This window comes from Mycetocola zhujimingii, from assembly GCF_003065425.1.
GTDB classification, from domain to species: domain Bacteria; phylum Actinomycetota; class Actinomycetes; order Actinomycetales; family Microbacteriaceae; genus Mycetocola_A; species Mycetocola_A zhujimingii.
Map to the genome: position 1 here is coordinate 2,204,052 of NZ_CP026949.1, position 22,958 is coordinate 2,227,009.

Annotated in this window: 19 protein-coding genes; 10 read left to right on the plus strand and 9 right to left on the minus strand. The window is 63.8% G+C overall.

The features are described from left to right. The first annotated feature begins 72 nt into the window (after window positions 1-72). Complete coding sequence (gene hrpA, locus C3E77_RS10525) at window positions 73-3,909, plus strand: ATP-dependent RNA helicase HrpA (protein ID WP_108391594.1); 3,837 nt, start codon at window positions 73-75, stop codon at window positions 3,907-3,909. Window positions 3,910-3,946: 37 nt separating this feature from the next. Here hrpA and C3E77_RS10530 read toward each other — a convergent pair whose 3' ends face one another. From C3E77_RS10530 to C3E77_RS10540, 3 genes are read right to left on the minus strand one after another with little or no spacing between them, the layout of a single operon-like run. Then, window positions 3,947-4,714: an amino acid ABC transporter ATP-binding protein gene (locus C3E77_RS10530; RefSeq protein WP_108391595.1), complete on the minus strand. Its 768-nt coding sequence runs from the start codon at window positions 4,712-4,714 to the stop codon at window positions 3,947-3,949. Beyond that, window positions 4,711-5,676 (minus strand): amino acid ABC transporter permease, encoded by a 966-nt coding sequence (locus C3E77_RS10535; protein WP_108391596.1) that lies wholly within the window; start codon window positions 5,674-5,676, stop codon window positions 4,711-4,713. Before C3E77_RS10535 ends, C3E77_RS10530 begins: the two co-directional genes overlap by 4 nt. Window positions 5,677-5,681: 5 nt before the next feature. Then, complete coding sequence (locus tag C3E77_RS10540) at window positions 5,682-6,563, minus strand: ABC transporter substrate-binding protein (RefSeq protein WP_108391597.1); 882 nt, start codon at window positions 6,561-6,563, stop codon at window positions 5,682-5,684. 204 nt (window positions 6,564-6,767) lie between these two features. On the opposite strand from C3E77_RS10540, the gene C3E77_RS10545 reads away from it, so the two are divergent. Continuing rightward, window positions 6,768-7,145, plus strand: coding sequence for a DUF2255 family protein (locus C3E77_RS10545; protein ID WP_108391598.1), 378 nt, complete (start codon window positions 6,768-6,770; stop codon window positions 7,143-7,145). Window positions 7,146-7,164: 19 nt separating this feature from the next. Here C3E77_RS10545 and C3E77_RS10550 read toward each other — a convergent pair whose 3' ends face one another. Further along, on the minus strand, window positions 7,165-8,322 hold the full coding sequence (locus C3E77_RS10550) for a M23 family metallopeptidase (RefSeq protein WP_162924980.1): 1,158 nt from the start codon (window positions 8,320-8,322) through the stop codon (window positions 7,165-7,167). Window positions 8,323-8,653: 331 nt separating this feature from the next. Here C3E77_RS10550 and C3E77_RS10555 point away from each other — a divergent pair, with 331 nt between their 5' ends. Both C3E77_RS10555 and C3E77_RS10560 read left to right on the plus strand, forming a co-directional pair. Further along, window positions 8,654-9,655: a serine hydrolase domain-containing protein gene (locus C3E77_RS10555; protein WP_234031186.1), complete on the plus strand. Its 1,002-nt coding sequence runs from the start codon at window positions 8,654-8,656 to the stop codon at window positions 9,653-9,655. Window positions 9,656-9,741: 86 nt separating this feature from the next. After that, the gene (locus tag C3E77_RS10560; RefSeq protein WP_108391600.1) at window positions 9,742-9,957 is read left to right on the plus strand and encodes a transcriptional regulator; all 216 of its coding nucleotides are present in this window, start codon (window positions 9,742-9,744) and stop codon (window positions 9,955-9,957) included. 164 nt (window positions 9,958-10,121) lie between these two features. Here the strand turns inward: C3E77_RS10560 and nrdF are convergent, their stop codons facing one another. Genes nrdF through nrdH form a run of 4 tightly spaced genes read right to left on the minus strand, consistent with a single transcriptional unit; the run spans window position 10,122 to window position 13,931 of the window. Then, entirely contained in the window at window positions 10,122-11,096 is a 975-nt protein-coding gene (gene nrdF / locus C3E77_RS10565) for a class 1b ribonucleoside-diphosphate reductase subunit beta (RefSeq protein WP_108391601.1), read from the minus strand. Window positions 11,097-11,125: 29 nt separating this feature from the next. Beyond that, window positions 11,126-13,231 (minus strand): class 1b ribonucleoside-diphosphate reductase subunit alpha, encoded by a 2,106-nt coding sequence (gene nrdE / locus C3E77_RS10570; RefSeq protein ID WP_234031187.1) that lies wholly within the window; start codon window positions 13,229-13,231, stop codon window positions 11,126-11,128. Between the two features lie 26 nt (window positions 13,232-13,257). Next, complete coding sequence (nrdI, locus tag C3E77_RS10575) at window positions 13,258-13,659, minus strand: class Ib ribonucleoside-diphosphate reductase assembly flavoprotein NrdI (protein WP_108391603.1); 402 nt, start codon at window positions 13,657-13,659, stop codon at window positions 13,258-13,260. Between the two features lie 38 nt (window positions 13,660-13,697). Next, window positions 13,698-13,931, minus strand: coding sequence for a glutaredoxin-like protein NrdH (gene nrdH / locus C3E77_RS10580; protein ID WP_108391604.1), 234 nt, complete (start codon window positions 13,929-13,931; stop codon window positions 13,698-13,700). 385 nt (window positions 13,932-14,316) lie between these two features. Here nrdH and C3E77_RS10585 point away from each other — a divergent pair, with 385 nt between their 5' ends. After that, a complete protein-coding gene (locus C3E77_RS10585) occupies window positions 14,317-15,525 on the plus strand; it encodes an MFS transporter (RefSeq protein ID WP_108391605.1) in 1,209 nt (402 codons plus the stop codon). Window positions 15,526-15,538: 13 nt separating this feature from the next. Here the strand turns inward: C3E77_RS10585 and C3E77_RS10590 are convergent, their stop codons facing one another. Next, the gene (locus tag C3E77_RS10590) at window positions 15,539-16,129 is read right to left on the minus strand and encodes an NADPH-dependent FMN reductase (RefSeq protein WP_198412138.1); all 591 of its coding nucleotides are present in this window, start codon (window positions 16,127-16,129) and stop codon (window positions 15,539-15,541) included. A gap of 281 nt (window positions 16,130-16,410) precedes the next feature. Between C3E77_RS10590 and C3E77_RS10595 the strand changes: the two genes are divergently transcribed. The 5 genes from C3E77_RS10595 to C3E77_RS10615 all read left to right on the plus strand — a co-directional run bounded on the left by C3E77_RS10595 (window position 16,411) and on the right by C3E77_RS10615 (window position 22,928). Continuing rightward, window positions 16,411-17,676 carry a DUF445 domain-containing protein gene (locus C3E77_RS10595; protein ID WP_108391607.1) on the plus strand — a complete coding sequence of 422 codons (1,266 nt, stop codon included), beginning with the start codon at window positions 16,411-16,413 and terminating at the stop codon, window positions 17,674-17,676. A 195-nt stretch (window positions 17,677-17,871) separates the two neighbouring features. Continuing rightward, window positions 17,872-18,297: a DUF1801 domain-containing protein gene (locus C3E77_RS10600; protein ID WP_108393266.1), complete on the plus strand. Its 426-nt coding sequence runs from the start codon at window positions 17,872-17,874 to the stop codon at window positions 18,295-18,297. A gap of 188 nt (window positions 18,298-18,485) precedes the next feature. Beyond that, window positions 18,486-20,174: a glycosyltransferase family 2 protein gene (locus tag C3E77_RS10605; RefSeq protein ID WP_108391608.1), complete on the plus strand. Its 1,689-nt coding sequence runs from the start codon at window positions 18,486-18,488 to the stop codon at window positions 20,172-20,174. Beyond that, window positions 20,171-20,902 carry an HlyD family secretion protein gene (locus C3E77_RS10610; RefSeq protein WP_158270260.1) on the plus strand — a complete coding sequence of 244 codons (732 nt, stop codon included), beginning with the start codon at window positions 20,171-20,173 and terminating at the stop codon, window positions 20,900-20,902. The genes C3E77_RS10605 and C3E77_RS10610 overlap by 4 nt, the downstream gene beginning before the upstream one ends. A gap of 1 nt (window position 20,903) precedes the next feature. Then, window positions 20,904-22,928 (plus strand): glycosyl hydrolase, encoded by a 2,025-nt coding sequence (locus C3E77_RS10615; protein ID WP_108391610.1) that lies wholly within the window; start codon window positions 20,904-20,906, stop codon window positions 22,926-22,928. The last annotated feature ends 30 nt before the right edge of the window (window positions 22,929-22,958 follow it).

The following is a 22,958-nucleotide window of genomic DNA, read 5'->3' on the forward strand; positions in this document are numbered from 1 at the left end:
GCGGAATCGATCGTCCCGGTCACCGTGCGAATCCCGCTCGTTCACGTGTCGTCCGTCGTACGATGGATGGCTATGTCTTTTACGATCTCCTTCCCTCCCGAGCTGCCGGTCAGCCAGATGCGGGGCGAGATCGCCGACGCCATCCGCGATTCGCAGGTCGTCATCGTCGCCGGAGCCACTGGGTCGGGCAAAACCACCCAGCTGCCGAAGATTCTCCTCGAGCTCGGCCGCGAGTCGATCGCCCACACCCAGCCGAGGCGGCTGGCGGCCCGCACGATCGCCGAGCGGATCTCCGAGGAACTCGGCGTCGACCTCGGCGGACTCGTGGGATACCAGGTGCGGTTCACCGACCAGGCCGGCCCGGAGACCAGGGTCAAACTGATGACCGATGGCATCCTGCTGAACGCGATCCACCGCGATCGGATGCTGCGGGCATACGACACGATCATCATCGACGAGGCACACGAACGCAGCCTCAACATCGACTTCCTGCTCGGCTACCTCAAGCAGTTACTGCCGAAGCGCCCCGACCTCAAGGTCATCATTACGTCGGCGACCATCGATCCGCAGAGTTTTTCGCGACACTTCGACGACGCACCGATCATCGAGGTCTCCGGACGCACGTTCCCGGTCGAGATCAGGTACCGGCCGCTCGTCGCAGACAAGACGACCGATGACACCGATGCTGACGACGAGCCCGACGAGCCGGACCTCGACCCGATCGACGGCATCACCGCGGCGCTCGACGAACTGGCGGGTGAGTCGATGGGCGACGTTCTCGTCTTCCTCAGCGGTGAGACCGAGATCCGGGACACCGCCGACGCGCTCAACGCCCGCTACTCGCAGGGCGGCGCCGGTGTCACCGAGGTTCTCCCCCTGTACGGCCGCCTCAGCTCGGCCGACCAGCACAAGGTGTTCCAGCCGAGTGCGAAGGCCGGGGTTCGCCGACGGATCGTCCTCGCGACCAACGTCGCAGAGACCAGCCTCACGGTTCCGGGTATCAAGTACGTCATCGACGCTGGAACCGCCCGTATCTCGCGGTACAGCGTGCGCTCCAAAGTGCAGCGGCTGCCGATCGAGGCCATCTCACAGGCCTCTGCCAACCAGCGTTCCGGTCGATCGGGCCGCACGAGCGACGGCATTGCCATTCGCCTGTACTCGGAAGAGGATTTCCTCGCCAGGCCCGAATACACCGAGCCGGAGATTCTGCGCACGAATCTCGCCGCGGTCATCCTGCAGATGGTCTCGCTCGGCCTCGGCGACATCCAGGCGTTCCCGTTCCTGCAGCCGCCGGATTCCCGCGGGATCAAGGATGGCCTCGACCTGCTGAGCGAACTCGGAGCGATCGACAGCAAGGCGACGGGTACTCCGCGACTGACGCGTGTGGGGCGCGACCTCGCCCGGCTCCCGATCGATCCCCGGTTCGCGCGGATGGTCGTCGAGTCGAAGAAGCACAACGTCTCGCGGGAGGTCATGGCGATCGTCGCCGCACTCACCATCCAGGACCCGCGCGAGCGGCCGCTCGAGAAACGCCAGCAGGCCGATGAGAAGCACGCGCGGTTCACCGACCCGACGAGCGATTTCCTCTCACTGCTCAACCTCTGGAACTACATCGAGGAGAAGCAGAAGGAACTGGGCTCGAGCGCCTTCCGCCGGTTGTGCAAGAACGAGTTTCTCAACTACCTGCGCGTACGCGAGTGGCAGGACGTTTTCCGCCAGCTTCGCCAGCTGTCGAAGCCGCTCGGCCTCACGATGGCCGACCGAACGACCAACCCCGACGGCATCCACAAGTCGCTGCTCGCCGGACTGCTCTCGCACATCGGACTGAAGGATGCCGCGGCAGCGGCGGCGAACTCCGCGCGCGGCAAGCAGCCGGGGCGCCCCGGTCCGGCGAAGAAGGGCGACTACATCGGCGCTCGGCAGTCGCGGTTCGTCATCTTCCCCGGGTCGGCTCTCGCGAAGAAGCAGCCGAACGCCATCATGGCGGCCGAGCTGGTTGAGACCTCGCGCCTGTTCGCGCGCACCAACGCGGCCATCGACCCCGCCTGGGCGGAGGCGATCGCCGGTGACCTCGTCAAGCGCTCCTACTCGGAACCGCACTGGGAGAAGCAGCAGGGCGCCGTCGTTGCGTGGGAGAAGGTCATGCTCTACGGGCTCGCCATCATCCCGAGGCGTCGGGTGCAGTACTCGAAGATCGACCCCGAGCTGTCCCGCGAACTCTTCATTCGGCACGCCCTCGTCGAGGGCGAGTGGGATTCGCCCCAGGCATTCGATCGCGCCAACCGGAAGCTTCGGAAAGAGCTCGCCGAACTCGAGGAACGCACGCGTCGACGCGACATCCTCTTCGACGACGAAGCAGTCTTCGACTTCTACAATTCGCGGATTCCCGCCGACGTCTTCTCCACGAGGACGTTCGAGGGCTGGTGGCGTACGGCAAAGCAGAAGACGCCTGACCTGCTCACGATCAAGCAGGAAGACCTGCTTCCCGACGATGCTCCCGACGTGGACGAGGCCGAGTTCCCGCCGATCTGGCGCCAGGGCGACCAGAAACTGAGCCTGCGCTATCGGTTCGAACCGGGTTCAGACGACGACGGGGTCACCGTGCAGGTGCCGCTTGCTCTCCTCGCCCGGCTCTCCCCCGCCGGTTTCGACTGGCAGGTTCCCGGACTGAGGCACGAGCTGGTCACAGCACTGATCAAATCCCTGCCCAAAGCGATTCGGCGCAACATCGTGCCGGCCGCCGACTGGGCGAGGCGCCTCATGGCTGAATTGCCCGCCGGGCCGCCCGAGCCGGAATCGACCAACGCCGACACTCTGACGGCGCACCTCGCGATGGCGATCAAACGGCTGTCGTACATGCAGATCGAACCGGGCGATTTTGACCTCTCGCGTGTGCCGGATCACCTCAAGGTCACGTTCCGCGTCGTCGACGAGAAGGGCCGCCCGGTCGCGAGCGGCAAGGACCTCGTCGAGCTGCAGGAACGGCTCAAGGCGCGGACCCGCCAGAGCGTCGCGCAGATCGCGGAGGCGACACCCAACGCGCTCGAGCGTTCGGGGATCACCCGCTGGGACTTCGACGAGTTGCCGCGGTTCGTCGACACCCGGCAGGGCGGCAACATGATCCGGGGGTATCCCGCCCTCGTCGATGAGGGCAGCTCCGTCTCCATCCGAATCATGGCGACCGAAAAGGACCAGGCCCAGTCGATGCCGGATGGCGTTCGCCGACTGCTCCTCCTCGCTCTGCCCTCCCCCGTGTCCTACGTGCAGCAGCACCTCACCGGTGCCGAGAAGCTCTCCCTGGCCACGAGCCCGTATCCATCGACGCAGGCCTTGTTCGACGACTGCCTCGCCGCGTGCGTCGACGACGTGCTGTACCGGGTCAAGCCCGACGGTGCGATCTTCATGCGCGCCGAGTTTGAGACAGTGCGCGACCGCATCTCCGGGGCGATGATGAACACCATGTTCGACACCGTCTCGCTCGTTGCGAAGGTGCTGACGGCATCCCGCACCGCCGACAAGGCGCTCAAGAAGGCGACAAGCCTCGCGCTTCTGCCCGCGCTGAGCGATGCTACGCAGCAGCTGTCCGCACTGATCTACCCGGGCTTCGTCTCGAGGACCGGCATGCTCCGACTCGCGCAGGTGCCCCGGTACCTCGCTGGCATCACCCACCGGATCGAGAAACTCGCCGACAACCCCAACCGGGACCGTGTGTGGATGAACGAGGTACAGGCGGCGATCGAGCTGTACGAGGCCGCCGGTGGAACGCTGCCGCCAGCCCGGTTCGCACCACCACACATCGTCAAGGCGCGCTGGATGATCGAAGAGCTGAGGCTCAGCCTGTTCGCCCAGAACATCGGCGCAAACGAGACAGTCTCGCTGCAGCGCATCCGGAAGGTCCTCGCCGGGTAGTCGCCGTCACAACGGCGACTCCGGCGGATGCTGTCGGCTAGAGGACCTTGGACAGGAACGACTGGGTGCGCTCGTGCTTCGGGTTGGCGAGCACCTCGCGCGGGTCGCCTGACTCGACGATCACGCCTTCGTCCATGAAGAACAGCGAATCCCCGACCTCGCGGGCGAAGCCGATCTCGTGCGTCACGACGATCATGGTCATGCCGGAGTTCGCGAGCTCCTTCATCACATCGAGCACCTCGCCGACGAGCTCAGGGTCGAGCGCACTGGTCGGCTCGTCGAACAGCATCAGCTTCGGACTCATTGCAAGGGCCCTCGCTATCGCGACGCGCTGCTGCTGCCCGCCGGAGAGGTGCGCAGGATAAGCCTTGGCCTTCTGGGCGAGACCGACGCGATCGAGGAGCTCATAGGCCGTTGCGACGGCATCCGCTTTCTTGACGCCCTTCACGCGCGTCGGTGCCTCGATGATGTTCTCGAGCACGGTCATGTGCGGGAACAGGTTGAACGACTGGAACACCATGCCGATGTCGGCGCGCTGCTTCGATACCTCGGCCGGCGACATCTCGTAGAGCTTGTCTCCGCGCTGGCGGTAGCCCATGAGCTCGCCGTCGACCCAGAGGCGCCCACCGTTGATGGACTCCAGGTGGTTGATGCAGCGCAGGAAGGTCGACTTACCCGATCCGCTCGGGCCGATGAGGCACGCGACCTCACCACGGTTGACGGTGACCGAGATATCTTTGAGGACCTCGTGCGAGCCGAAGCTCTTGACGATGTGATCCGCCTGGACCATGGGGAGGTCGGTCATAGGTGTTCTCTCTTCGGTGGCGGAACTTGGTCGGCATTCGCCCGCCCATCGACGGCGTCGTCCGGACCCGGACCAGCTGAGGCGTCAGGATCGGTCGGATCCGCATCCTGGGCGCGTTGCGGCGCGACACCCCTGCCGTAGTACTTCTCCAGGTAGTGCTGGCCAACCATGAGGATGCTCGTCACGAGCAGGTACCAGATGCTCGCAACGATGAGCAGCGGAACCGTCGCATAGATCTGTGCCGAGATGGCGCGGGTGCGAGCGTACAGCTCGAGCGAGAACCCGAGCGCTGTCACGAGCGAGGTCGTCTTCAGCATCGAGATCACCTCGTTGCCCGTCGGCGGGATGATGACACGCATCGACTGCGGGACGACGATCCTGAGCATGGTCTGACGCCAGCTCATTCCGAGCGCTCGCGCCGCCTCGTCCTGGCCGCGAGGGACGCTCAGGATGCCGCCGCGCACGATTTCGGCCATGTACGCGGCTTCGTTGAAGGCGAGGCCGAGAACGGCGAGCCAGAACAGGTCGATCGCCGAGAACGGGGAAACGGTGAAGAACTCGATGTCGGTGAAGGGGACCCCGATGGTCACCGATCGGTAAATGGTGCCGAGCAGTCCCCAGAACACGAGCTGCACGTAGACCGGGGTACCGCGGAACAGCCACAGGTAGACCCAGGAGACGGCCTTGAGCACGGGGTTCTCGCTCAACCGCATGACGGCGAGGACGAGTCCCATCACGATCGCGAGGATCATCGAGAGGATGGTCAGGGCGAGCGTGATGAGCGCAGCCTGGCTGATGCGGCGATCAAACAGGTACTGCCCGACGAGCGGCCACTGGTAGGCCTCCCGGTTCGCGGCATCCCAGATGAACGCAGCGAGCAACAGCAGGATCAGGACGGCGAACGTCGTCCGAATCGGGTGGCGAAGCTTGACCGCTTTGATTGGTTCGGTATCAGAATCCATGGGCATCAGCCTGCGTTGATCGTTGCCTCGGAGATGGCGCCGTCTTCGACGCCCCACTCGGTGAGGATCTCGAGGTAGGTGCCGTCATCCATGAGCGACTGCATCGCGGCCTGGATCGGCTCGACGAGGTCGCCGCCCTTTTCGATGACGACGCCGTATGGGGCAGCGTCGAAGACGTCTCCGCTCAGCACGAGCTTGTCGTCCGACTGCGCAACACCGTACTGCACGATCGGTGAGTCACCGAGGAGGTAGTCGGCCCGACCGAGGACAGCGTTGTTGGTCGCCTCGTCCTGGTTGTCGGACTTCAGCATGTCAACGGGTTCCTTACCGTCGGCGACGCACGCGTCGCTGGCATCCTGGAGGAACTGCTCCGATGTCGTCGAGGCCTGGATGGCGACGGTGACGCCGCAGAATTCGGTGACGTCAGCGGCATCCGGAGTCTTCGCGAACTGGAGGCCCGCGTTGTAGTAGTCGACGAAGTCGACCTGTGCCTGGCGCTCGGCATTGTCGGTGAAGCTTGACCAGCCGAGATCGAGCGTGCCGCCGGCGACCTTGGGCAGGATGGCGTCGAAGAGGGACTTCTCCCACTCGACCTCGAGGCCAAGCTTTGCCGCGACTGCTTCGGCCAGCTGGGCGTCCCAGCCGGTGACCGACCCGTCGTCTGCTTCGAATTCGTTGGGCGCGTAGCTGGCGTCAACGCCGATGGTCAGGACTCCCGCGGAGGCAATATCCTCGGGCACGAGAGCGACGAGCGCTTCATCGGCGGTGACGGAACTGCCGGCGGTCGACTCACCGCTCGGCGCTTCTTCGTTATTCACGCAACCGGTGAGCACGAGCGCGACGGATGCCGCGAGTGCCAGGGGTGCGACAAGGGATTGAGTGCGCATGGTGATTTCCTTAAATTCGCTTCGTCGACCGGGACGACATATCGAGACTACTTCACCGGCGCTTCGGCACTGGAATCGCTCGCGCAGCAGAAACCGGTTGAAACGTCGCCGCCCGGGCGAGCCTCCGGGCCGCGGGCACACGGTGCCTCCCCATTTGCGAGAGTCAGGCGTAGCGTTGAATCCCGTCGAGAAAGGGCGATAGCGATGACTGCATGGACCGCTGACGAATTGTCCACGCTGGCGACTGCTGACGAACTTCAGATCACGTCGAGGCGCGCTGACGGCACTCTCCGACCGTACGTGACGATCTGGGTGGTTCGAGCCGGCGACGGCGTCTACGTCCGTTCGGCCTATGGCGCCACAAATCCCTGGTACGTGCGGGCGAAGGCGAGCGGTTCCGGTCGGATCCGCGCCGGCGAACTGGAGAAGGATGTTCGCTTCGAGCCTGCCGACCGGTCTGTCGCCCCTGACGTTGATGCCGCCTACCACGCCAAGTACGACAGGTACGGGCCACGCATCGTAAACACCGTCGTGGGCCCTGAGGCTCCCGAGACCACGCTCGAGGTGCTGCCCGCTGGCTGAGCGGCGCCCGGATCCGTGATTACACAGTCACTCCGCGCGCAGCGAGATAAGCCACGGGCGAACCGTATTCACCCTCGACCCGGATCTTGAGGTCGAGGTGGCAACCGGAGACGACCCCGGTCACTCCCACCTCCGCGACAACAGTGCCAGCCTCGATGAGGTCACCCACCTCCACCGCGAACGACCCGCCACTGAGGTGTCCGTAGATCGACTCGATGCCACCGCCGTGGTCGACGATAACCCGGTTCCCATACGCGCCGGCGTCGCCGACAAAGACCACCCGTCCGGCCGAAACCGCCTCCACCGGGGTTCCGCAGCCCGCACCGAAGTCAACACCGTCGTGAAAGGAGTTGGAACACCCAGCGGCGTTGCAGATGATGTGACGGGGCCCATACGGCGAAGACACCGGCGCCTCGACGGGTCGCACCCAAGTACCCGACCTGCCGAGGAGAAACTCTGTCAATTCGCTGTCGTCGAGGTCGAAGTACGTGTCCGAGTCGGTCGGGCGTGACTTCGCGCCGGGCGAATCAGCGTCCGCGTTGTACTCATCCCGCGCCTCGAGCGCTGCGAGTGCCGCCGCTTCAGCCTCCGCTGCCTCAGCTTCTGCTTCGGCCGCGGCAAGCACAGCCGCTGCGGCCGCGCGTGCCGCGGTCAGTTCCTCCATGCTCGTGGCCGAGTAGAGATCGCGCTCGATGTCCGGCCGCGTCCCGGCGGAAACGGTGAAGGACTGCAGCCCGGTGTCGTTCAGGCCGTCGGTTCCACCCGCTGCGGCTGGCGAAGCCCCCTGGTACGGGAGAGCGGCGGTCAAGAAGAGACCGGGCAGGGCGAGCATCACGGCGAACGCCGTTCGGAGTCCGCCGCCGTGCGCTCTCGCCGGCCTGGCGTGCCGAGCGTCGCCGCGGTTCTGCAACCGACGCGCCTGCTGCTCGCGCGCCCGAGGCAGGGCGTGGGCCGCCCGGTGTGAGTGCGACCTGAAGATGGACCGGTGGCGCTCCGCTTCAGGGAGCGACGCTCTCGCTCCCTGGTCCTGGTCCGCGCTCATCACGCGACCGGCCCGCCTGCTCATCCGCGCTGCGCTCGCATCGTCGACACCCCGCCTGCCGGGCAGGTCGTCAGTCTCACGCCCGCGGGGTCGCGCCCCGGGGATCGCCCGTGAACGAGGAACTTCCTCCACCATGCACTGACGTGTCCAGCTGTCCTGAGACTATGTCAACTTTTCTGCAACGTCACCCCTCTGCCGTGATCTCAGCAGGTATTCACATTTTCAGCGCCAGAAACGCGTCCGAGTGCGAAAAGAGACGGCGGGCACCAGGCCCATCGCCTCTATGCCTGGCCGCCTGGCGGGCCCCCGATCATGCAGATTTGTGTCAACAATTATTGACGCTTTCGGTTCTCGTCACCTAGAGTTGGCCGAAGACGCCGTCAGCGAGTGTTGACGTATCCGACCCCTTGAATCGCATCTTGTGGGCAATCGCAGGCGGTCAGGAGATTGAGAGAGGAGATCAATCGTGACCACGAAATGGACGGGGGATGCCGAGCTTGTGGACGCTGTGGATGGAGCATTTCGCTCCTCTGCGGCAGCCGTGGCGGTTGTTGCCCCTCATCGCGAGATGATCGCGACGGTGGGCTCCGACCTTTACTCGTCCTTCGAGATTGGCTCGATCTCCAAGGCGCTCACGGGCATGCTGTACCGGGATGCGACAGAGTCAGGCCTTATTTCGCCGTCGACAGTCCTGCGTGATCTGCTGCCACTCGATGGCCACGGAGAAGTCGGCTCCGTAACGCTCAGCTCCCTGGCCATTCACCGCTCCGGCCTTCCTGGCTTGCCTCCAGGGATGCATCCCCTTCGCCGAAATATGAGATTTCTCACCCGCGGAGACAACCCTTACGGCGATTCGCTAACGGAGTTGCTCGAGCAGACCCGCGACGTGCGCCTTGGCACCCCTCGGACCAGATACTCGAACCTCGGTTTCCAGTTGCTCGGGCACGCTGTGGCGAACGCAGCCGGAGGTACCTACGGACGACTTCTGCGCGACGTCATGGGTGCTGGGTTCTCCACTCCAGCAAACGCCGACGACCTGGGACCCATGGACCTGAGGGGATCCAGCCGATTCGGACGCCCCGTGCCCGCATGGGTGGGTGAAGCCCTCGCTCCCGCGGGTGGCATCCGCGCCAGCATAACCACCATGCGGGACTTTCTTCGCGCGGTCCTCGACGGGACAACTCGGGGTCTCACCGCACTCGACCCGGTCGCGGAATTCACGCCCCGCGTCAGTATTGGCGCGGGGTGGATCACGCTCAGGTACAAGGACCGCGACATCACGTGGCACAACGGCAGCACCGGCGGGTTTAGCAGCTGGATAGGGGTCGACCGAGACGCCGGCACCGGAGTCGTTGTGCTCTCAGCGGCTCACAGCTCCGTGGACAGACAGGGGTTTCGGCTGCTTACGGAGTTCACAACACCCGGAACGGCGCCCCCGCCACCCGCGATCACGGGCGGATCAGCATGATGATCGGGCGTATCCCCAGCGGCATTCGCGGACTCCGAAGATTGCAGTGCCTACCGGCGACGTCGCTCGTCAACTACCCTTGACGGATGGAGACCGAGAGGATGAAGACCCTTGTTGGATCAATGGACGGCAAGGGGCCAGTCGAGGCCTTGCGAGTCGTCGCTGAGCTGCATCGGGAAGTAGCTCGCACAGAGGCAGGCCTGGTCCGAAGCGCTCGCCAGGCCGGGTTATCGTGGGAGGCCATTGCCCAGGGGCTCGGCGTGAGCAAGCAGGCGGTCCACCGGAAGTACGGCAAACGATAGCGGACGGGCGCTCGACGCTCTGCCTGGCGGCGATCTCGCGCCACGGCTCGACGCATCGGATTCCGGTTGTCCAACGAGAGCAGGCACAAAAGAGGCCCGGACCCGCAGAATCCTGCGGGTCCGGGCCTTTGAGCTGCCCTTACGGGCCGGCATCATCTGGGGCGCTAGAAGTCCCAGTCCTCGTCTTCGGTGACAACTGCCTTGCCGATGACGTACGACGAGCCCGACCCCGAGAAGAAGTCGTGGTTCTCGTCGGCGTTCGGTGAGAGCGCCGAGAGGATCGCCGGGTTCACGTCGGTGACGGTCTTCGGGAACATCGGCTCGTAGCCGAGGTTCATGAGGGCCTTGTTGGCGTTGTAGTGCAGGAACTTCTTGACGTCTTCGGTCAGGCCGACTCCGTCGTAGAGGTCCTGCGTGTACTGCACCTCGTTGTCGTAGAGCTCGAACAGGAGGTTGAACGTGTAGTCCTTGATCTCCTGGCGGCGCTCCTCGGTCTCCTTCTCGAGACCCTTCTGGAACTTGTAGCCGATGTAGTAACCGTGCACTGCCTCGTCACGGATGATGAGGCGGATCAGGTCTGCCGTGTTGGTGAGCTTTGCACGCGATGACCAGTACATCGGCAGGTAGAACCCCCAGTAGAACAGGAACGACTCGAGCAGCGTCGAGGCGACCTTGCGCTTCAGGGGGTCGTCACCGGTGTAGTAGTCCATGACGATCGCGGCCTTCTTCTGAAGGTTCTCGTTCTCGACCGACCACCGGAACGCTTCGTCGATTTCCTTCGTCGAGCACAGCGTCGAGAAGATCGACGAGTAGCTCTTGGCGTGCACCGACTCCATGAACGCGATATTGGTGTACACCGCTTCTTCGTGCGGCGTGACGGCATCCGGAATCAAGGAAACAGCGCCGACGGTGCCCTGAATGGTGTCAAGAAGCGTGAGCCCCGTGAACACGCGCATCGTGAGCTGCTGCTCCTCAGGGGTGAGCGTGTTCCACGACTGGATGTCGTTCGACAGCGGTACCTTCTCCGGCAGCCAGAAGTTGTTGACGAGCCGGTTCCAGACCTCGACATCCTTCTCGTCTTCGATCTTGTTCCAGTTGATCGCCTGGACATGGTCGACCAGCTTGAGCTTCTCAATCATTGTTGTTCCTTAGTAGTCGAAGATCGAGATCAGAGCATGCAGCTGACGCAGCCGTCAACCTCGGTGCCCTCGAGCGCAAGCTGGCGCAGGCGGATGTAGTAGATCGTCTTGATGCCCTTGCGCCATGCGTAGATCTGCGCCTTGTTGATGTCGCGGGTCGTCGCGGTGTCCTTGAAGAAGAGCGTGAGCGACAGGCCCTGGTCGACGTGCTGGGTCGCAGCGGCGTAGGTGTCGATGATCTTCTCCGCGCCGATCTCGTACGCATCCTGGTAGTAGTCCAGGTTGTCGTTCGTCATGAACGGCGCCGGGTAGTAGACGCGGCCGAGCTTGCCTTCCTTGCGGATCTCGATCTTCGACGCGATCGGGTGGATCGACGACGTTGAGTTGTTGATGTACGAGATCGAGCCGGTCGGCGGGACAGCCTGCAGGTTCTGGTTGTAGATACCGAATTCCATGACGGATGCCTTCAGCGCGGCCCAGTCGGCCTGCGTCGGGATCGCTACGGCCGAGTTCGCAAACAGGTCGGCGACGCGGGCCGTTGCCGGCTCCCACACCTGGTCGGTGTACTTGTTGAAGAACTCACCGGAGGCGTAGGTCGAGTCAGCGAATCCGTCGAATGCGATTCCACGCTCGATCGCGATCCGGTTGGATGCACGCAGCGCGTGGTAGAGCACCGTGTAGAAGTAGATGTTCGTGAAGTCGATGCCCTCTTCGGAGCCGTAGTAGATGCGCTCACGAGCGAGGTACCCGTGCAGGTTCATCTGGCCGAGGCCGATCGCGTGGGACTTGTCGTTGCCGTCTTCGATCGAACGCACCGACTCGATGTGGCTCTGGTCCGAGACGGAGCTGAGGCCGCGGATAGCGGTCTCAACGGTCTTGCCGAAGTCGGGCGAGTCCATCGACAGTGCGATGTTCATCGAACCGAGGTTGCAGGAGATGTCTTTGCCGATCACGTCGTACGACAGGTCGGCGTTGTACGTGGTCGGTGTGTTGACCTGGAGGATCTCCGAGCACAGGTTCGACATGTTGATGCGACCCTTGATCGGGTTCGCCTTGTTCACCGTGTCTTCAAACATGATGTACGGGTAACCGGACTCGAACTGGATCTCGGCGAGGGTCTGGAAGAAGTCACGCGCCTTGATCTTGGTCTTCTTGATCCGCGCGTCGTCGACCATCTCGTAGTACTTCTCGGTGATCGAGATGTCGGCGAACGGCACTCCATACACCTTCTCGACGTCGTACGGCGAGAACAGGTACATGTCCTCGCCCTTCTTGGCGAGATCGAAGGTGATGTCGGGAACAACGACACCGAGGGACAGCGTCTTGATGCGGATCTTCTCGTCGGCGTTCTCACGCTTGGTGTCGAGGAACCGCATGATGTCCGGGTGGTGCGCCTGCAGGTAGACGGCGCCCGCACCCTGGCGGGCACCGAGCTGGTTGGCGTAGCTGAAGGAGTCTTCGAGGAGCTTCATCACGGGGATGATTCCGCTCGACTGGTTCTCGATCTGCTTGATCGGCGCTCCGGCTTCACGAATGTTCGAGAGGAGGAGGGCAACGCCGCCGCCACGCTTGGAGAGCTGCAGCGACGAGTTGATGCCGCGGGAGATCGATTCCATGTTGTCTTCGATGCGAAGCAGGAAGCAGGACACGAGTTCGCCGCGCTGGGCCTTGCCCGAGTTGAGGAAGGTGGGCGTCGCGGGCTGGAACCGGCCGGCGATGATCTCTTCGACCAGCGCAACGGCGAGCTTCTCGTCGCCCTGAGCGAGTCCGAGAGCCGTCATGACGACACGGTCTTCGAAACGCTCGAGGTACCGCTTGCCGTCGAACGTCTTCAGCGTGTACGACGTGTAGTACTTGAACGCACCGAGGAAGGTCTGGAAGCGGAACTTCTTCGAGTACGCGAGGTCGTTGAGGCTCTGGACGAAGTCGAACGAGTACGCGTCGATGACGGCAGCCTCGTAGTACTCCTTCTCGACGAGGTAGTCGAGGCGCTCGCGCAGCGAGTGGAAGAACACGGTGTTCTGGTTGACGTGCTGCAGGAAGAACTCCCGCGCCGCCTCACGGTCCTTGTCGAACTGGATCTCGCCGTTCGGGCCGTACAGGTTGAGCATCGCGTTGAGCGAGTGGTAATCCATGCCGGTGTCCATCGGCACCTCTGTTACTACTGTTCCAGCCAAAATGATTCCAATCCATCGTGGACGACGCGCACGTCATCCGGTGTTCCGAATACTTCAAATCGATAAAGGTGCGGCACCTTGCACTTGGCGGAGATGACATCCCCCGCAAGCCCGTAGGCGGCACCGAAGTTGGTATTGCCAGCCGCAATGACCCCCCGAAGCAGGCCGCGGTTGTTCTCATCATTGAGAAACCTGATCACCTGCTTGGGCACCGCTCCATTGCCGTCGCCCCCGCCATAGGTCGGGGTGACGAGAATGTACGGAGAGCTCACGGCGAGGTGCGGATCTTTCGCGTGCAGCGGGATCCGTTTGGCGGGGACACCGAGCTTCGAAATGAATCGCTGGGTGTTACCGGAGACGCTGGAGAAATACACCAGCTTGGCCATCTTCTGCCCCGCCAGGTCGAAATCGTGGTGTGACGGGATCAGGACAGGCGTGATGCCAGCTCGTTGATCTTGTCGGGGCGGAATCCGGACCAGTGGTCTTCGTCGGTGATGACGACAGGCGCCTGAAGGTAGCCGAGCGCCTTGACAGCCTCGAGCGCATTCTCGTCTTCAGAAAGGTCGAGAATGTTGTACTCGATGCCCTTGTTGTCGAGGGCGCGGTAGGTCGCAGTGCACTGCACGCATGAAGGCTTTGTGTAGACCGTAATTGTCATCTGACTCTGGCCCCTTTCTGGAAAAAATCCTGATCTTTTCGGCAGTGCCTGCCGGTGGTCCAATACTACATATAGTTGGTCGCTTTGGGGAGCACCCCTAGAGCTAGTAGTTACACGCCTGTAGTTATCAACAAGCGATTCCACCGTTTTCTTCCGTTATCCACCATTTATCCACCGCTCTCTCCACACCCGCCAACGGTCAGGAATGCCGTAATTCTGCGAGCGTCGGACCCTGAACGCACCGTTCTCCACAGTTGCAACGCTACGGGCAGCCACCGACATTTAATCTGTCCCCAATTCGGGCCATCGGCGTGTCGCGAACTCCGGCCCTCGTCACCGATGGTGGGCAGCAGGAGACGGGCTTCGCTGTCAATAGACTTGACACATGAGCGCATATTCCAGCCTTTTGAAAACAACGGGCGTCGCTCGAATCATCCTCGCCCAGCTGGTCGCCCGATTCCCGTTCGGGATGCTGTCGCTCGCGTTCCTCCTGCACGTCGAGCAGGTCACCGGTTCGTACGCCGCCGCTGGCATCGTCCTCGCGGCGTCGAGCGTCGGCCAGGCCCTCGCCGGCCCGCTGACGAGCAGATGGATGGGCACATGGGGAATGCGCCCCGTCCTCGTGCTGACCGTCATCGTGTGCGGAGTGACAGTGACGGCGGTCGCGCTCATCGAGATGAGCGTCCCGTGGTACATGGCCCTCTCCTTCCTGGCCGGACTGTCAACGCCTCCCGTCCAGCCGGCGGTTCGCACCATCTACCCCAAGATGGTCAACTCCAAGCAGCTCACGCCGCTGTTTTCGCTCGACGCGAGCGCGCAGGAGATCATTTGGGTCCTCGGCCCGGTCATCACGACATTCATTTCGACCCAGGCCGGCACCGAGTGGGGCATCCTCACCGCCGTTGGCATCCTCGCGGTTGGCGGGACCTGGTTCATCGCCTCCCCGGAAGTCGGGCGAGTTCGAATCCCCCGCAGCAAGCGAAAGATCGGCCAGGTCCTCAAACGGCCTCCCGTCCTCCTGGCGACCGTGGTCGGATTCCTCCTCATCGGCGCCTGCTCCGCGCTCGAAGTCGGCGTCGTCGCCGTGTTCGGACACGACGGCCTTGAAGCCGGAATCGTGCTCGGCATCCTTTCCCTCGGCAGCCTCACCGGCGGGCTGGCGCTGGGGCACATCGCCATTGGGCCATGGGCTCTCGCGCGGCGGATGTTCATCGTCTTCGCCGGCATCGCCCTGTCCACGCTGTTCGACGGCATCGTCGCACTGTCGATCGTGCTGTTCGTGGCTGGCATCGGCATCGCCCCTGCGCTCACCGTGCTCTTCGCCATGGTGTCGTCAAGCGTCAAGTTCAGCGACACCGCCGAAGCATACGGCTGGATGGGAACAGGGCAGCTCATCGGAGCGGCACTCGGCTCCGCCGTCGCCGGCATTCTCATCGACTCAAACGGAGCGATCGGTGCCTTCTGGGCTGCGACCGCCCTCGCGTTCCTCGGCTTCATGGTGCCGCTTCTCGGCAAACGCTGGCACCCCGACCTCCGCGGCCGGGATGCGAGCCCGATCCCGGATACCGAGCCCATCCTGATCCAGACCTCCTGAGCCGCGGCGACAGTCAGGCGGTGAGGAGGGTTGCACCTCTCACGCTGCGGAGTGCCGGTGAAAGCCGACCCAGCTCGTCGAGCATGAGCGTGAGTTTGTCGGCCTGCCTGTCCGTCGGCTCAAAGAACCCGTCGTCGATCTGCCGGGCAACGTAGGGGATCTCGACATTCGACTCGGTACCGACCATGGCGAGCGCGGAAAGCACAGGTCGAAGCGCTGTCACACCGCGCGTGCCTCCGGCCAGGTCGCCGTAGCTGACCAGCCCGACCGGCTTGCCCTGCCACTCGTGGTGCAGATAATCGAGTGCGTTCTTGAGCGCCGGCGAGTAACTGTGGTTGTACTCGGGGGCCACGAAGAGGAATGCGTCCGCAGCATCGACGCGCTCTCCCCACGCGATCGTGTGCTTGTGGCGGTACTCCCGGTGCTTCGGGTGCTTCGGCTCGTTCATGAAGGGAAGATCGAGTTCGGCGAGGTCGACAAAGTCGACGTCAAAGCCGCCGAACTTCGCCACGGACTCATGGACCCAGAGCGCAACGGCCAGCCCTAAGCGGCCGGGCCGCACGCTTCCGATGACAACCATGAGCCTGATCGGGGGTCGGCTCACTGGGACTGCAACACGTTCTTCGAGGATCATTGGGCTAACTCCTGCAACGGCGAACAACTGGGGGCAGCAGTCCTCGCGAGGGTCGGGGCCACGAGCGGCGGGGCAGTCCGCTTTGTGTGTAACCAAGCTTGGCTCTGTCACCCGAGAGTACAAGCCCCCCAAGCGGGGACCATGTGTCCGGATCCGACAGGTGCAGCGGTGCGGTGGCGGATCCGTCAGGCAATTTCAGCCGGGGCGCAACCGCCTGACGACAGGCTGGCCACCCGACGTACGATTGCGGAATGACGATCCCCCTCCTCACCCCGCAGGACCTCGAACGACGCAGGGGCCTCGTATCGATGAAGCGCACCGCGACCGGTCTGCTCATCCTGATGGCCGTGATTTTCTGTATCTCTTTCGCGTTGCAGGATGAGATCCCCTGGCTCGGCTGGGTCCGCGCTGCAAGCGAGGGCGGCATGGTCGGTGCTCTCGCCGACTGGTTTGCCGTGACGGCGCTGTTCCGGCATCCCCTTGGATTGCCTATCCCGCACACGGCGATCATCCCCCGCCGCAAAGACGAGATCGGGGCAAGCCTGGGCGACTTCGTCGAGTCGAACTTCCTCTCAGAACCCGTCGTTCGCCACAAGCTGGAGTCGACGCACATCGGCCAGAAACTCGGCGACTGGCTCGCACGCCCGGAGAACGCCACGAGGCTGGCAGACGAAATTTCCGTCGGGGCCAAGGGGATGCTCTCGTTGCTCGACGACGACGACGTGCGCGACGTACTGGAGAAGCTTGCACGTACGCACCTCATCGAACAGCCGTGGAGTGAGTCGCTCGGCGCGTGGGGCGAGGGCGTCGTTGCCGCTGGCGGGCACCATGCCGCCGTCGGCCTCGTCCTCGACGGAATCGAGGAGTGGCTGGAGAACAACCCAGAAGCGTTCGCGAGGCTCGTGTCTTCACGGCTGCCATCGTGGGTTCCGTCATTCCTCGACCGCGTCGTCGACGATCGTCTGTATCGCGAAGCTCTCGGGTTCGTCCGCCGGATGAAGGACGACGAATTTGATCCGGCCCGCCGCGCCGTCGACAACTACCTCCTGACGCTCACGGACAACCTGCAGAATGACCCGCTCATGATCGCCAGGTTTGAGCACGCGAAATCCGAACTCTTCGACAGCCCACGGGTTCGCGAGCTCGCCTCAGCGACCTGGAACACCACGAAGTCGGCCCTCATCGAGTCCCTTGACGACCCGGCGAGCGGATTGCGCGTGCAGCTGGCTCGCACGGTCAACGACCTCGGCAGCCGCATCTCCACCGATTCGCGCCTGAGCACCAAGCTCGATCTCTGGGTGACGGATGCAGCGGTGTACCTCGTCAACACCTACCGTCACGAGATCGCCAGCGTGATCACCGACACCGTCGAGCGCTGGGACCCCCGTGAAATGAGCGAGAAAGTCGAGCTCCAGGTCGGCAGGGACCTCCAGTTCATCCGCATCAACGGCACAGTGGTAGGCGCCCTGGCCGGGCTCGCGATCTTCACGGTCGCCACACTCGTCTTCGGCGGCTGACCCGCCGCCGGCCGCCGTGGTACCGGCCGCACGACTGCCGCGCTGCTCGGCCACAAACGGTTGTGCAACCCGACACAGTCGAGCCCTTTCCGCCCGAGCAACACCCCGTCGTGCCCTTTTTGCCCCGGACCGCGCTCAGGCGGGAGGAGCCCAAAGGCCGTTGACCGTGGCCAACGACGGTGCCACCATGTGACCGTGACAGCCCTGAAGACCGCGCCACGTGACCGAGATCCCCAGGCGCTCATCGAGACGATCGAGGATGAGCGCAAACGCGCAGACGCCGCACGCCTCATCCACCTGATGGCGGATGCAACGGGTGAGCAACCACAGCTCTGGGGCCCGTCGATCGTCGGTTTCGGCTCGTTTCACTACCGCTACGCCACCGGGCGCGAGGGTGACACGATGAAGGTCGGGTTCGCCCCGCGGAAGAACGCACTCACCCTGTACGGACTCCAGGGTCACGCGCAGAGCAACCAGCTTCTGGCATCGCTGGGAAAGTTCACCCTCGGCAAGGGCTGTGTCTACATCAAACGACTCGACGACATCGACCTCTATGTGCTGCGGGAACTCATCGCCCACGCGTACGCGGAAGCGGATGGTTCGCTCGATTCAGAGCCATAAGGAGGCGAACCGAGCGCGGGGGCTGGCTCCTCTCAGACAGTGTTTACACGACGGAAATCCTGAGGATCTCTCGCGTTTACCTCGCGGTCGTACGGTTGCACCGCGGGTTCGGAGTATCAGATCGGTCACCGCCGGGTGCCGAGGGTGTTGCTCGAACTCCTTTGCTCTTCTCCCGAAAAGAGTTCGCCATGACAACACTCGAGCATCGTTCCCGTCCGTCGAGGACACTGGTCACCGAACCCGTGCTGCCGCCACGGTCGACCGAGAGCACCAAGCCGCAGTCCCCCTCCCTGGTTCTGCTGGTTCTCATCGCGACGATCGGCATCCTTGCGTACGCGGGTTTCCTCCTGAATCCGGCAAGCCGTGGCGACTGGCTGCCGTACCTGATGGTCGTCACTGCCGAATCAATACTGATCATGCAGGCACTCTTCTCCATGTGGACCATCCTGTCGGCGGCGCACGATCCCCGGGACTTCGCCTTCCACCAGGCGCACGGCTCCCTCTTCCGGCCGCGGGACATCAGGCGGGACGGTTTCGGCGGATCGCCGGAGCACTGGGTGATGTACCTGTCGGACACACCTGTATCCGTGGACGTGTTCATCACGACATACGGAGAAGACCTCAACACGATCCGACGCACGGTGAACGCCGCAATCGCCATGACCGGAGCACACCTCACCTGGGTTCTCGACGATGGCAGGTCGGACGAGGTGAAATCACTGGCTGCCGAACTCGGGGCACGATACGTGCGCCGACTCAGCTCCGGCGGCGCGAAGGCGGGCAACGTCAACCACGCCCTCTCGCTGACCAAGGGCGACTTCTTCATGATCCTCGATGCTGACTTTGTCCCGAACGAGAATTTCCTCGTCGAAACCGTGCCCTTCTTCGCTGATGAGAAGGTGGCTTTCGTCCAGACGCCGCAGAGCTACGGCAACCTGCACAACGTCATCTCGCGCGGCGCCGGATACATGCAGTCGGTCTTCTATCGCTTCATCCAGCCGGGACGCAACAGGTTCAATGCGGCGTTCTGCGTCGGCACCAACGTCATCTTCCGCCGCGCGGCCGTCGCCGACATCGGGGGCCTGTACACCGACTCGAAGTCGGAAGACGTCTGGACCTCCCTCATGCTTCACGAGCGGGAGTGGCGAACCGTCTACATCCCCCTCGTCCTCGCCGTCGGTGATGCGCCGGACACCATCGAGGCCTATACGAAGCAGCAACTGCGATGGGCGACGGGCGGATTCGAGATCCTTCTTCGACACAAACTGTTCAGCCGACGGAGCAGGCTGACCCTGGACCAGAGACTGCAATACCTCGTCACCGGCTCTTTCTACCTCACCGGGATTTCACCGCTGCTGCTGTTGCTGGTGCCTCCGCTGGAAATCTACTTCGACCTTCGCCCTGTGCATATGTCCACGACGGTCGGTACCTGGGTCCTGTATTACGCCGGCTTCTACGTTTTACAGATCGTCCTGGCGTTCTACACGATGGGCTCATTTCGCTGGGAGACGCTGATGCTCGCCACGGCATCCTTTCCGATCTATACCACCGCCCTGTTCAACGTCCTCGTGGGGAGGGAGCAGCGGTGGACTGCAACGGGCAATCGGGATCACCAGAGTTCACCGTTCAACGTGATCGTGCCCCAGGTGCTGTTTTTCACCTTCCTCCTGCTCACCTCGATGGTCGCTGTCTGGCGTGACACCGACAACGCCATGTTGACCCTAGCGACGGCCTGGAATGTCACGAATACGCTCATCCTCGGCGGATTCGTCGTAACAGCTCTCCGGGAACATGCAACGGTCTCGAAGCCTGCCCGCACCCGGGCGCTTTCCGCAGAGCCCGCGGCATCCGTTACGGCAGTGACGGTGGCGTCGTGACCTGGCGGAGCCGGCTGCGGCTCATCTCAGGGCTGGTGGTTGTTCTCGGGATCGTCGCCGTTCTCACGCTCGTTTTCACCCAGCGACAATCACAGGTGGCGAGCGACAGCGCCTCGATCGAGGCCGAGCGATTCCCGATCGGCATCGACTACGGCGGAACCGTCGTGGAACGCCTCGTGGACGAGGGAGACCTGGTGGCCCAGGGCGACCCGCTCTTCGTTGTCCTCAGCACGAGCCTCCAGGCGGATCTCGCCGACGGCCTTCTGAAGCCGGAAACCATCGCATACGCGGTGACCGCAGATGGCACCATCACCCTCACGGCCGCCGTGGCCGGAACGGTGCGCGACGTGACGACCGAGCGGGGATCGTTCGTCCAGGCGGGACAGGTACTCGCTACGGTCGACCGCGCCGGTTCGCTCTTCGTCACCGCTGAGTATGAACTCACAAGCCGCGACTACGGCCGCATCGAGAACGGCGCGGAGGTCACGCTGCTGCTTCCTGACGACCAGCGGATAGCCGGAACCGTGACGTCGGTTCAGGTGTCGACGAGTGAGGGAATCGCCCAAACGGTGGTCCTCGTTCACAGCGACGAGCTTTCCGATGGCGGGCATAACGGCCTCATGGCGCGAGGCACTCCCGTCACGGCGACCCTGCAATTGCGCAACGACGGCGTTCTCGCCGGCGTGAGCGACGGGCTCTTCGATTTCTTCCGGAAGATCGGGGTGTGACGTGCGCGAACGACTGTCACGACTTCTGGGCGCGACGCTGATCGGCGCGATCGTGGTGTCGCTCGGTGGCTGCGCCTGGGCAGAAAGGGCCGCGAACGAGCCGGCCCTGACGTCGGCAACGACACCCATCTACGCGACGGACGAAATCGCCGCGTCCGTCGACGCCGTTCCTCAGCGAACCGTCAAGCCGCTCCCGGCATCCCGGCTGGCGTCCGGCCTCATCCCGCCAACCAACCGGTGGTTCTCCGGCCTCGTCTTTGGCGAACCGTCGATGCCGGTTTTCCCACTCCCGCTCTCGTTCCAGCTGACCGACGATGGCATGGACTTTGGGCTTCCCACGATCTCCACGTCGCCGGCGGCGATCATGGGAGGGTTCTCGGCTGCGGTGTCGGTCGATGTGGGTGCCCAGGAGCACGAAGTCATCGCTTACGACACGGCAACCGTCACGGTGGCCCAGCTCTCCGGGGGCGCGGAGATCGGCCGTACGGTGATCGCGCGGGGTTCACCATTTGTCACCTTCAGTGCATCGCGTGACACCACAGTGCGGTTCGGCTCCGCGTTCAGCCCGGTCGAGGATTCAGTGGCCTTCGCAACAGTCGATAGTGTCGAGTACGGACTCGTGTCAGATGCCCCACTGGCGACCGACAGCGGGTCCGTCACCCTCAGCGGGGGCGAGAGCGCGACATGGTTCGCTGTCCCTCAGGGCGGCAACCGCGACGAGCTCGCCACTGCGGCGGGTAACCGCCTCACCGGGACAAGCGTCAGCTATGCCCTTGCCGACGGCACCGCGAGCACGGCCCTGACCTACAACCTGGAAGCAGCAGGACCGACACTGGTGGCCGTGATGCCGCACCAGTCGTCGACGGACGCCGATTGCACGCACGGCACCTACGAGAGCATCTACGGCGAGCTGCAGCTGTGCCGGGCGGAAACACTCAGCTGGACGGTTCCCCGCCTGGAGCCGTCGGGCACTCTCGCCCTCGACTCGCTGGAATCCGAGGACCGCGAGCGACTGCTCAGGCAGCTCGAGGCCGATGCGCTCAGCACACCGGCATTTCCCGCGGACACCTACTTCGGCGGCAAAGCGCTCTACCGGTCAGCGAACCTCCTCAGCATTGCCCGCGAGCTTGGAGCGGACGACGTCGCTGCGAGTCTCGAGGACCGCCTCATCCGTGAAATCAACTCGTGGATGGAGCCGGACGGCTGCGAAACCCGAGATGCCCGGTGCTTCGTCTACGATCGTGACGCGCGCGGTCTTGTCGGCCTCCAGCCCTCCTTCGGCTCCGACGAGTTCAATGACCACCACTTCCACTACGGCTACCTGTTGTACGCGGCCGCCGTCGTCGCGGCCGGCCGCGACGAGGTGACCGAGAAATGGGCGCCGGTGATGAACCTCGTGGCCGCAGACCTCGCCACCAGCGGGTCAAGCGAGTACTTTCCGGAGCGCCGGGTGTTCGACGCGTACGCCGGGCACTCCTGGGCGAGCGGCACCGCCCCGTTCCGTGACGGAAACAACCAGGAATCGAGCTCAGAAGCAGTGACGGCCTGGAACGGACTGGCGCTGTGGGCCGAGGTGAGCGACCAGCCCGCGTTGCTCACCGAAGCGACGTGGATGCTGTCCGCCGAGGCGGCATCCGCACGGGAATACTGGACCGACTTCCCGCTGGACTCCCCCGTGTACTCCGGCTTCGACCACACCGTCACCTCTCTCGTGTGGGGAGGCAAACGCGACTACGCCACGTGGTTCAGCGCGGAGCCGAGTGCGATGCTGGGGATTCTTGTCCTGCCGATGAGCCCGGTTTCCGGCTACCTTGCCGGAGACTCCGATCGGATACAGGCGAATGTCGCTGAGGCTGCTCCCGCCGGATTCGATGTTCTCTTCGGCGACTACCTGCTCATGTACTCGGCACTCGCCGGAGCGGATGCCGCCGCAGCGGCGCGCGACGCTGTACCCGCGCTGCCCGAGTCACGCATCGACGACGGCAACAGCCGAACCTACCTGCTGGCGTGGATCCTGTCGCGCTGACCCAGCAGCTCGATCGACGTCGTGCCGCGG

What these genes read in the sequence shown, in the direction of transcription:
- hrpA (WP_108391594.1), top strand. Translation starts at nt 73, where the DNA reads ATGTCTTTTACGATCTCCTTCCCTCCCGAGCTGCCGGTCAGCCAGATG.
- C3E77_RS10530 (WP_108391595.1), bottom strand. Translation starts at nt 4,714, where the DNA reads ATGACCGACCTCCCCATGGTCCAGGCGGATCACATCGTCAAGAGCTTC.
- C3E77_RS10535 (WP_108391596.1), bottom strand. Translation starts at nt 5,676, where the DNA reads ATGGATTCTGATACCGAACCAATCAAAGCGGTCAAGCTTCGCCACCCG.
- C3E77_RS10540 (WP_108391597.1), bottom strand. Translation starts at nt 6,563, where the DNA reads ATGCGCACTCAATCCCTTGTCGCACCCCTGGCACTCGCGGCATCCGTC.
- C3E77_RS10545 (WP_108391598.1), top strand. Translation starts at nt 6,768, where the DNA reads ATGACTGCATGGACCGCTGACGAATTGTCCACGCTGGCGACTGCTGAC.
- C3E77_RS10550 (WP_162924980.1), bottom strand. Translation starts at nt 8,322, where the DNA reads ATGGTGGAGGAAGTTCCTCGTTCACGGGCGATCCCCGGGGCGCGACCC.
- C3E77_RS10560 (WP_108391600.1), top strand. Translation starts at nt 9,742, where the DNA reads ATGGAGACCGAGAGGATGAAGACCCTTGTTGGATCAATGGACGGCAAG.
- nrdF (WP_108391601.1), bottom strand. Translation starts at nt 11,096, where the DNA reads ATGATTGAGAAGCTCAAGCTGGTCGACCATGTCCAGGCGATCAACTGG.
- nrdE (WP_234031187.1), bottom strand. Translation starts at nt 13,231, where the DNA reads ATGGATTACCACTCGCTCAACGCGATGCTCAACCTGTACGGCCCGAAC.
- nrdI (WP_108391603.1), bottom strand. Translation starts at nt 13,659, where the DNA reads ATGGCCAAGCTGGTGTATTTCTCCAGCGTCTCCGGTAACACCCAGCGA.
- nrdH (WP_108391604.1), bottom strand. Translation starts at nt 13,931, where the DNA reads ATGACAATTACGGTCTACACAAAGCCTTCATGCGTGCAGTGCACTGCG.
- C3E77_RS10585 (WP_108391605.1), top strand. Translation starts at nt 14,317, where the DNA reads ATGAGCGCATATTCCAGCCTTTTGAAAACAACGGGCGTCGCTCGAATC.
- C3E77_RS10595 (WP_108391607.1), top strand. Translation starts at nt 16,411, where the DNA reads ATGACGATCCCCCTCCTCACCCCGCAGGACCTCGAACGACGCAGGGGC.
- C3E77_RS10605 (WP_108391608.1), top strand. Translation starts at nt 18,486, where the DNA reads ATGACAACACTCGAGCATCGTTCCCGTCCGTCGAGGACACTGGTCACC.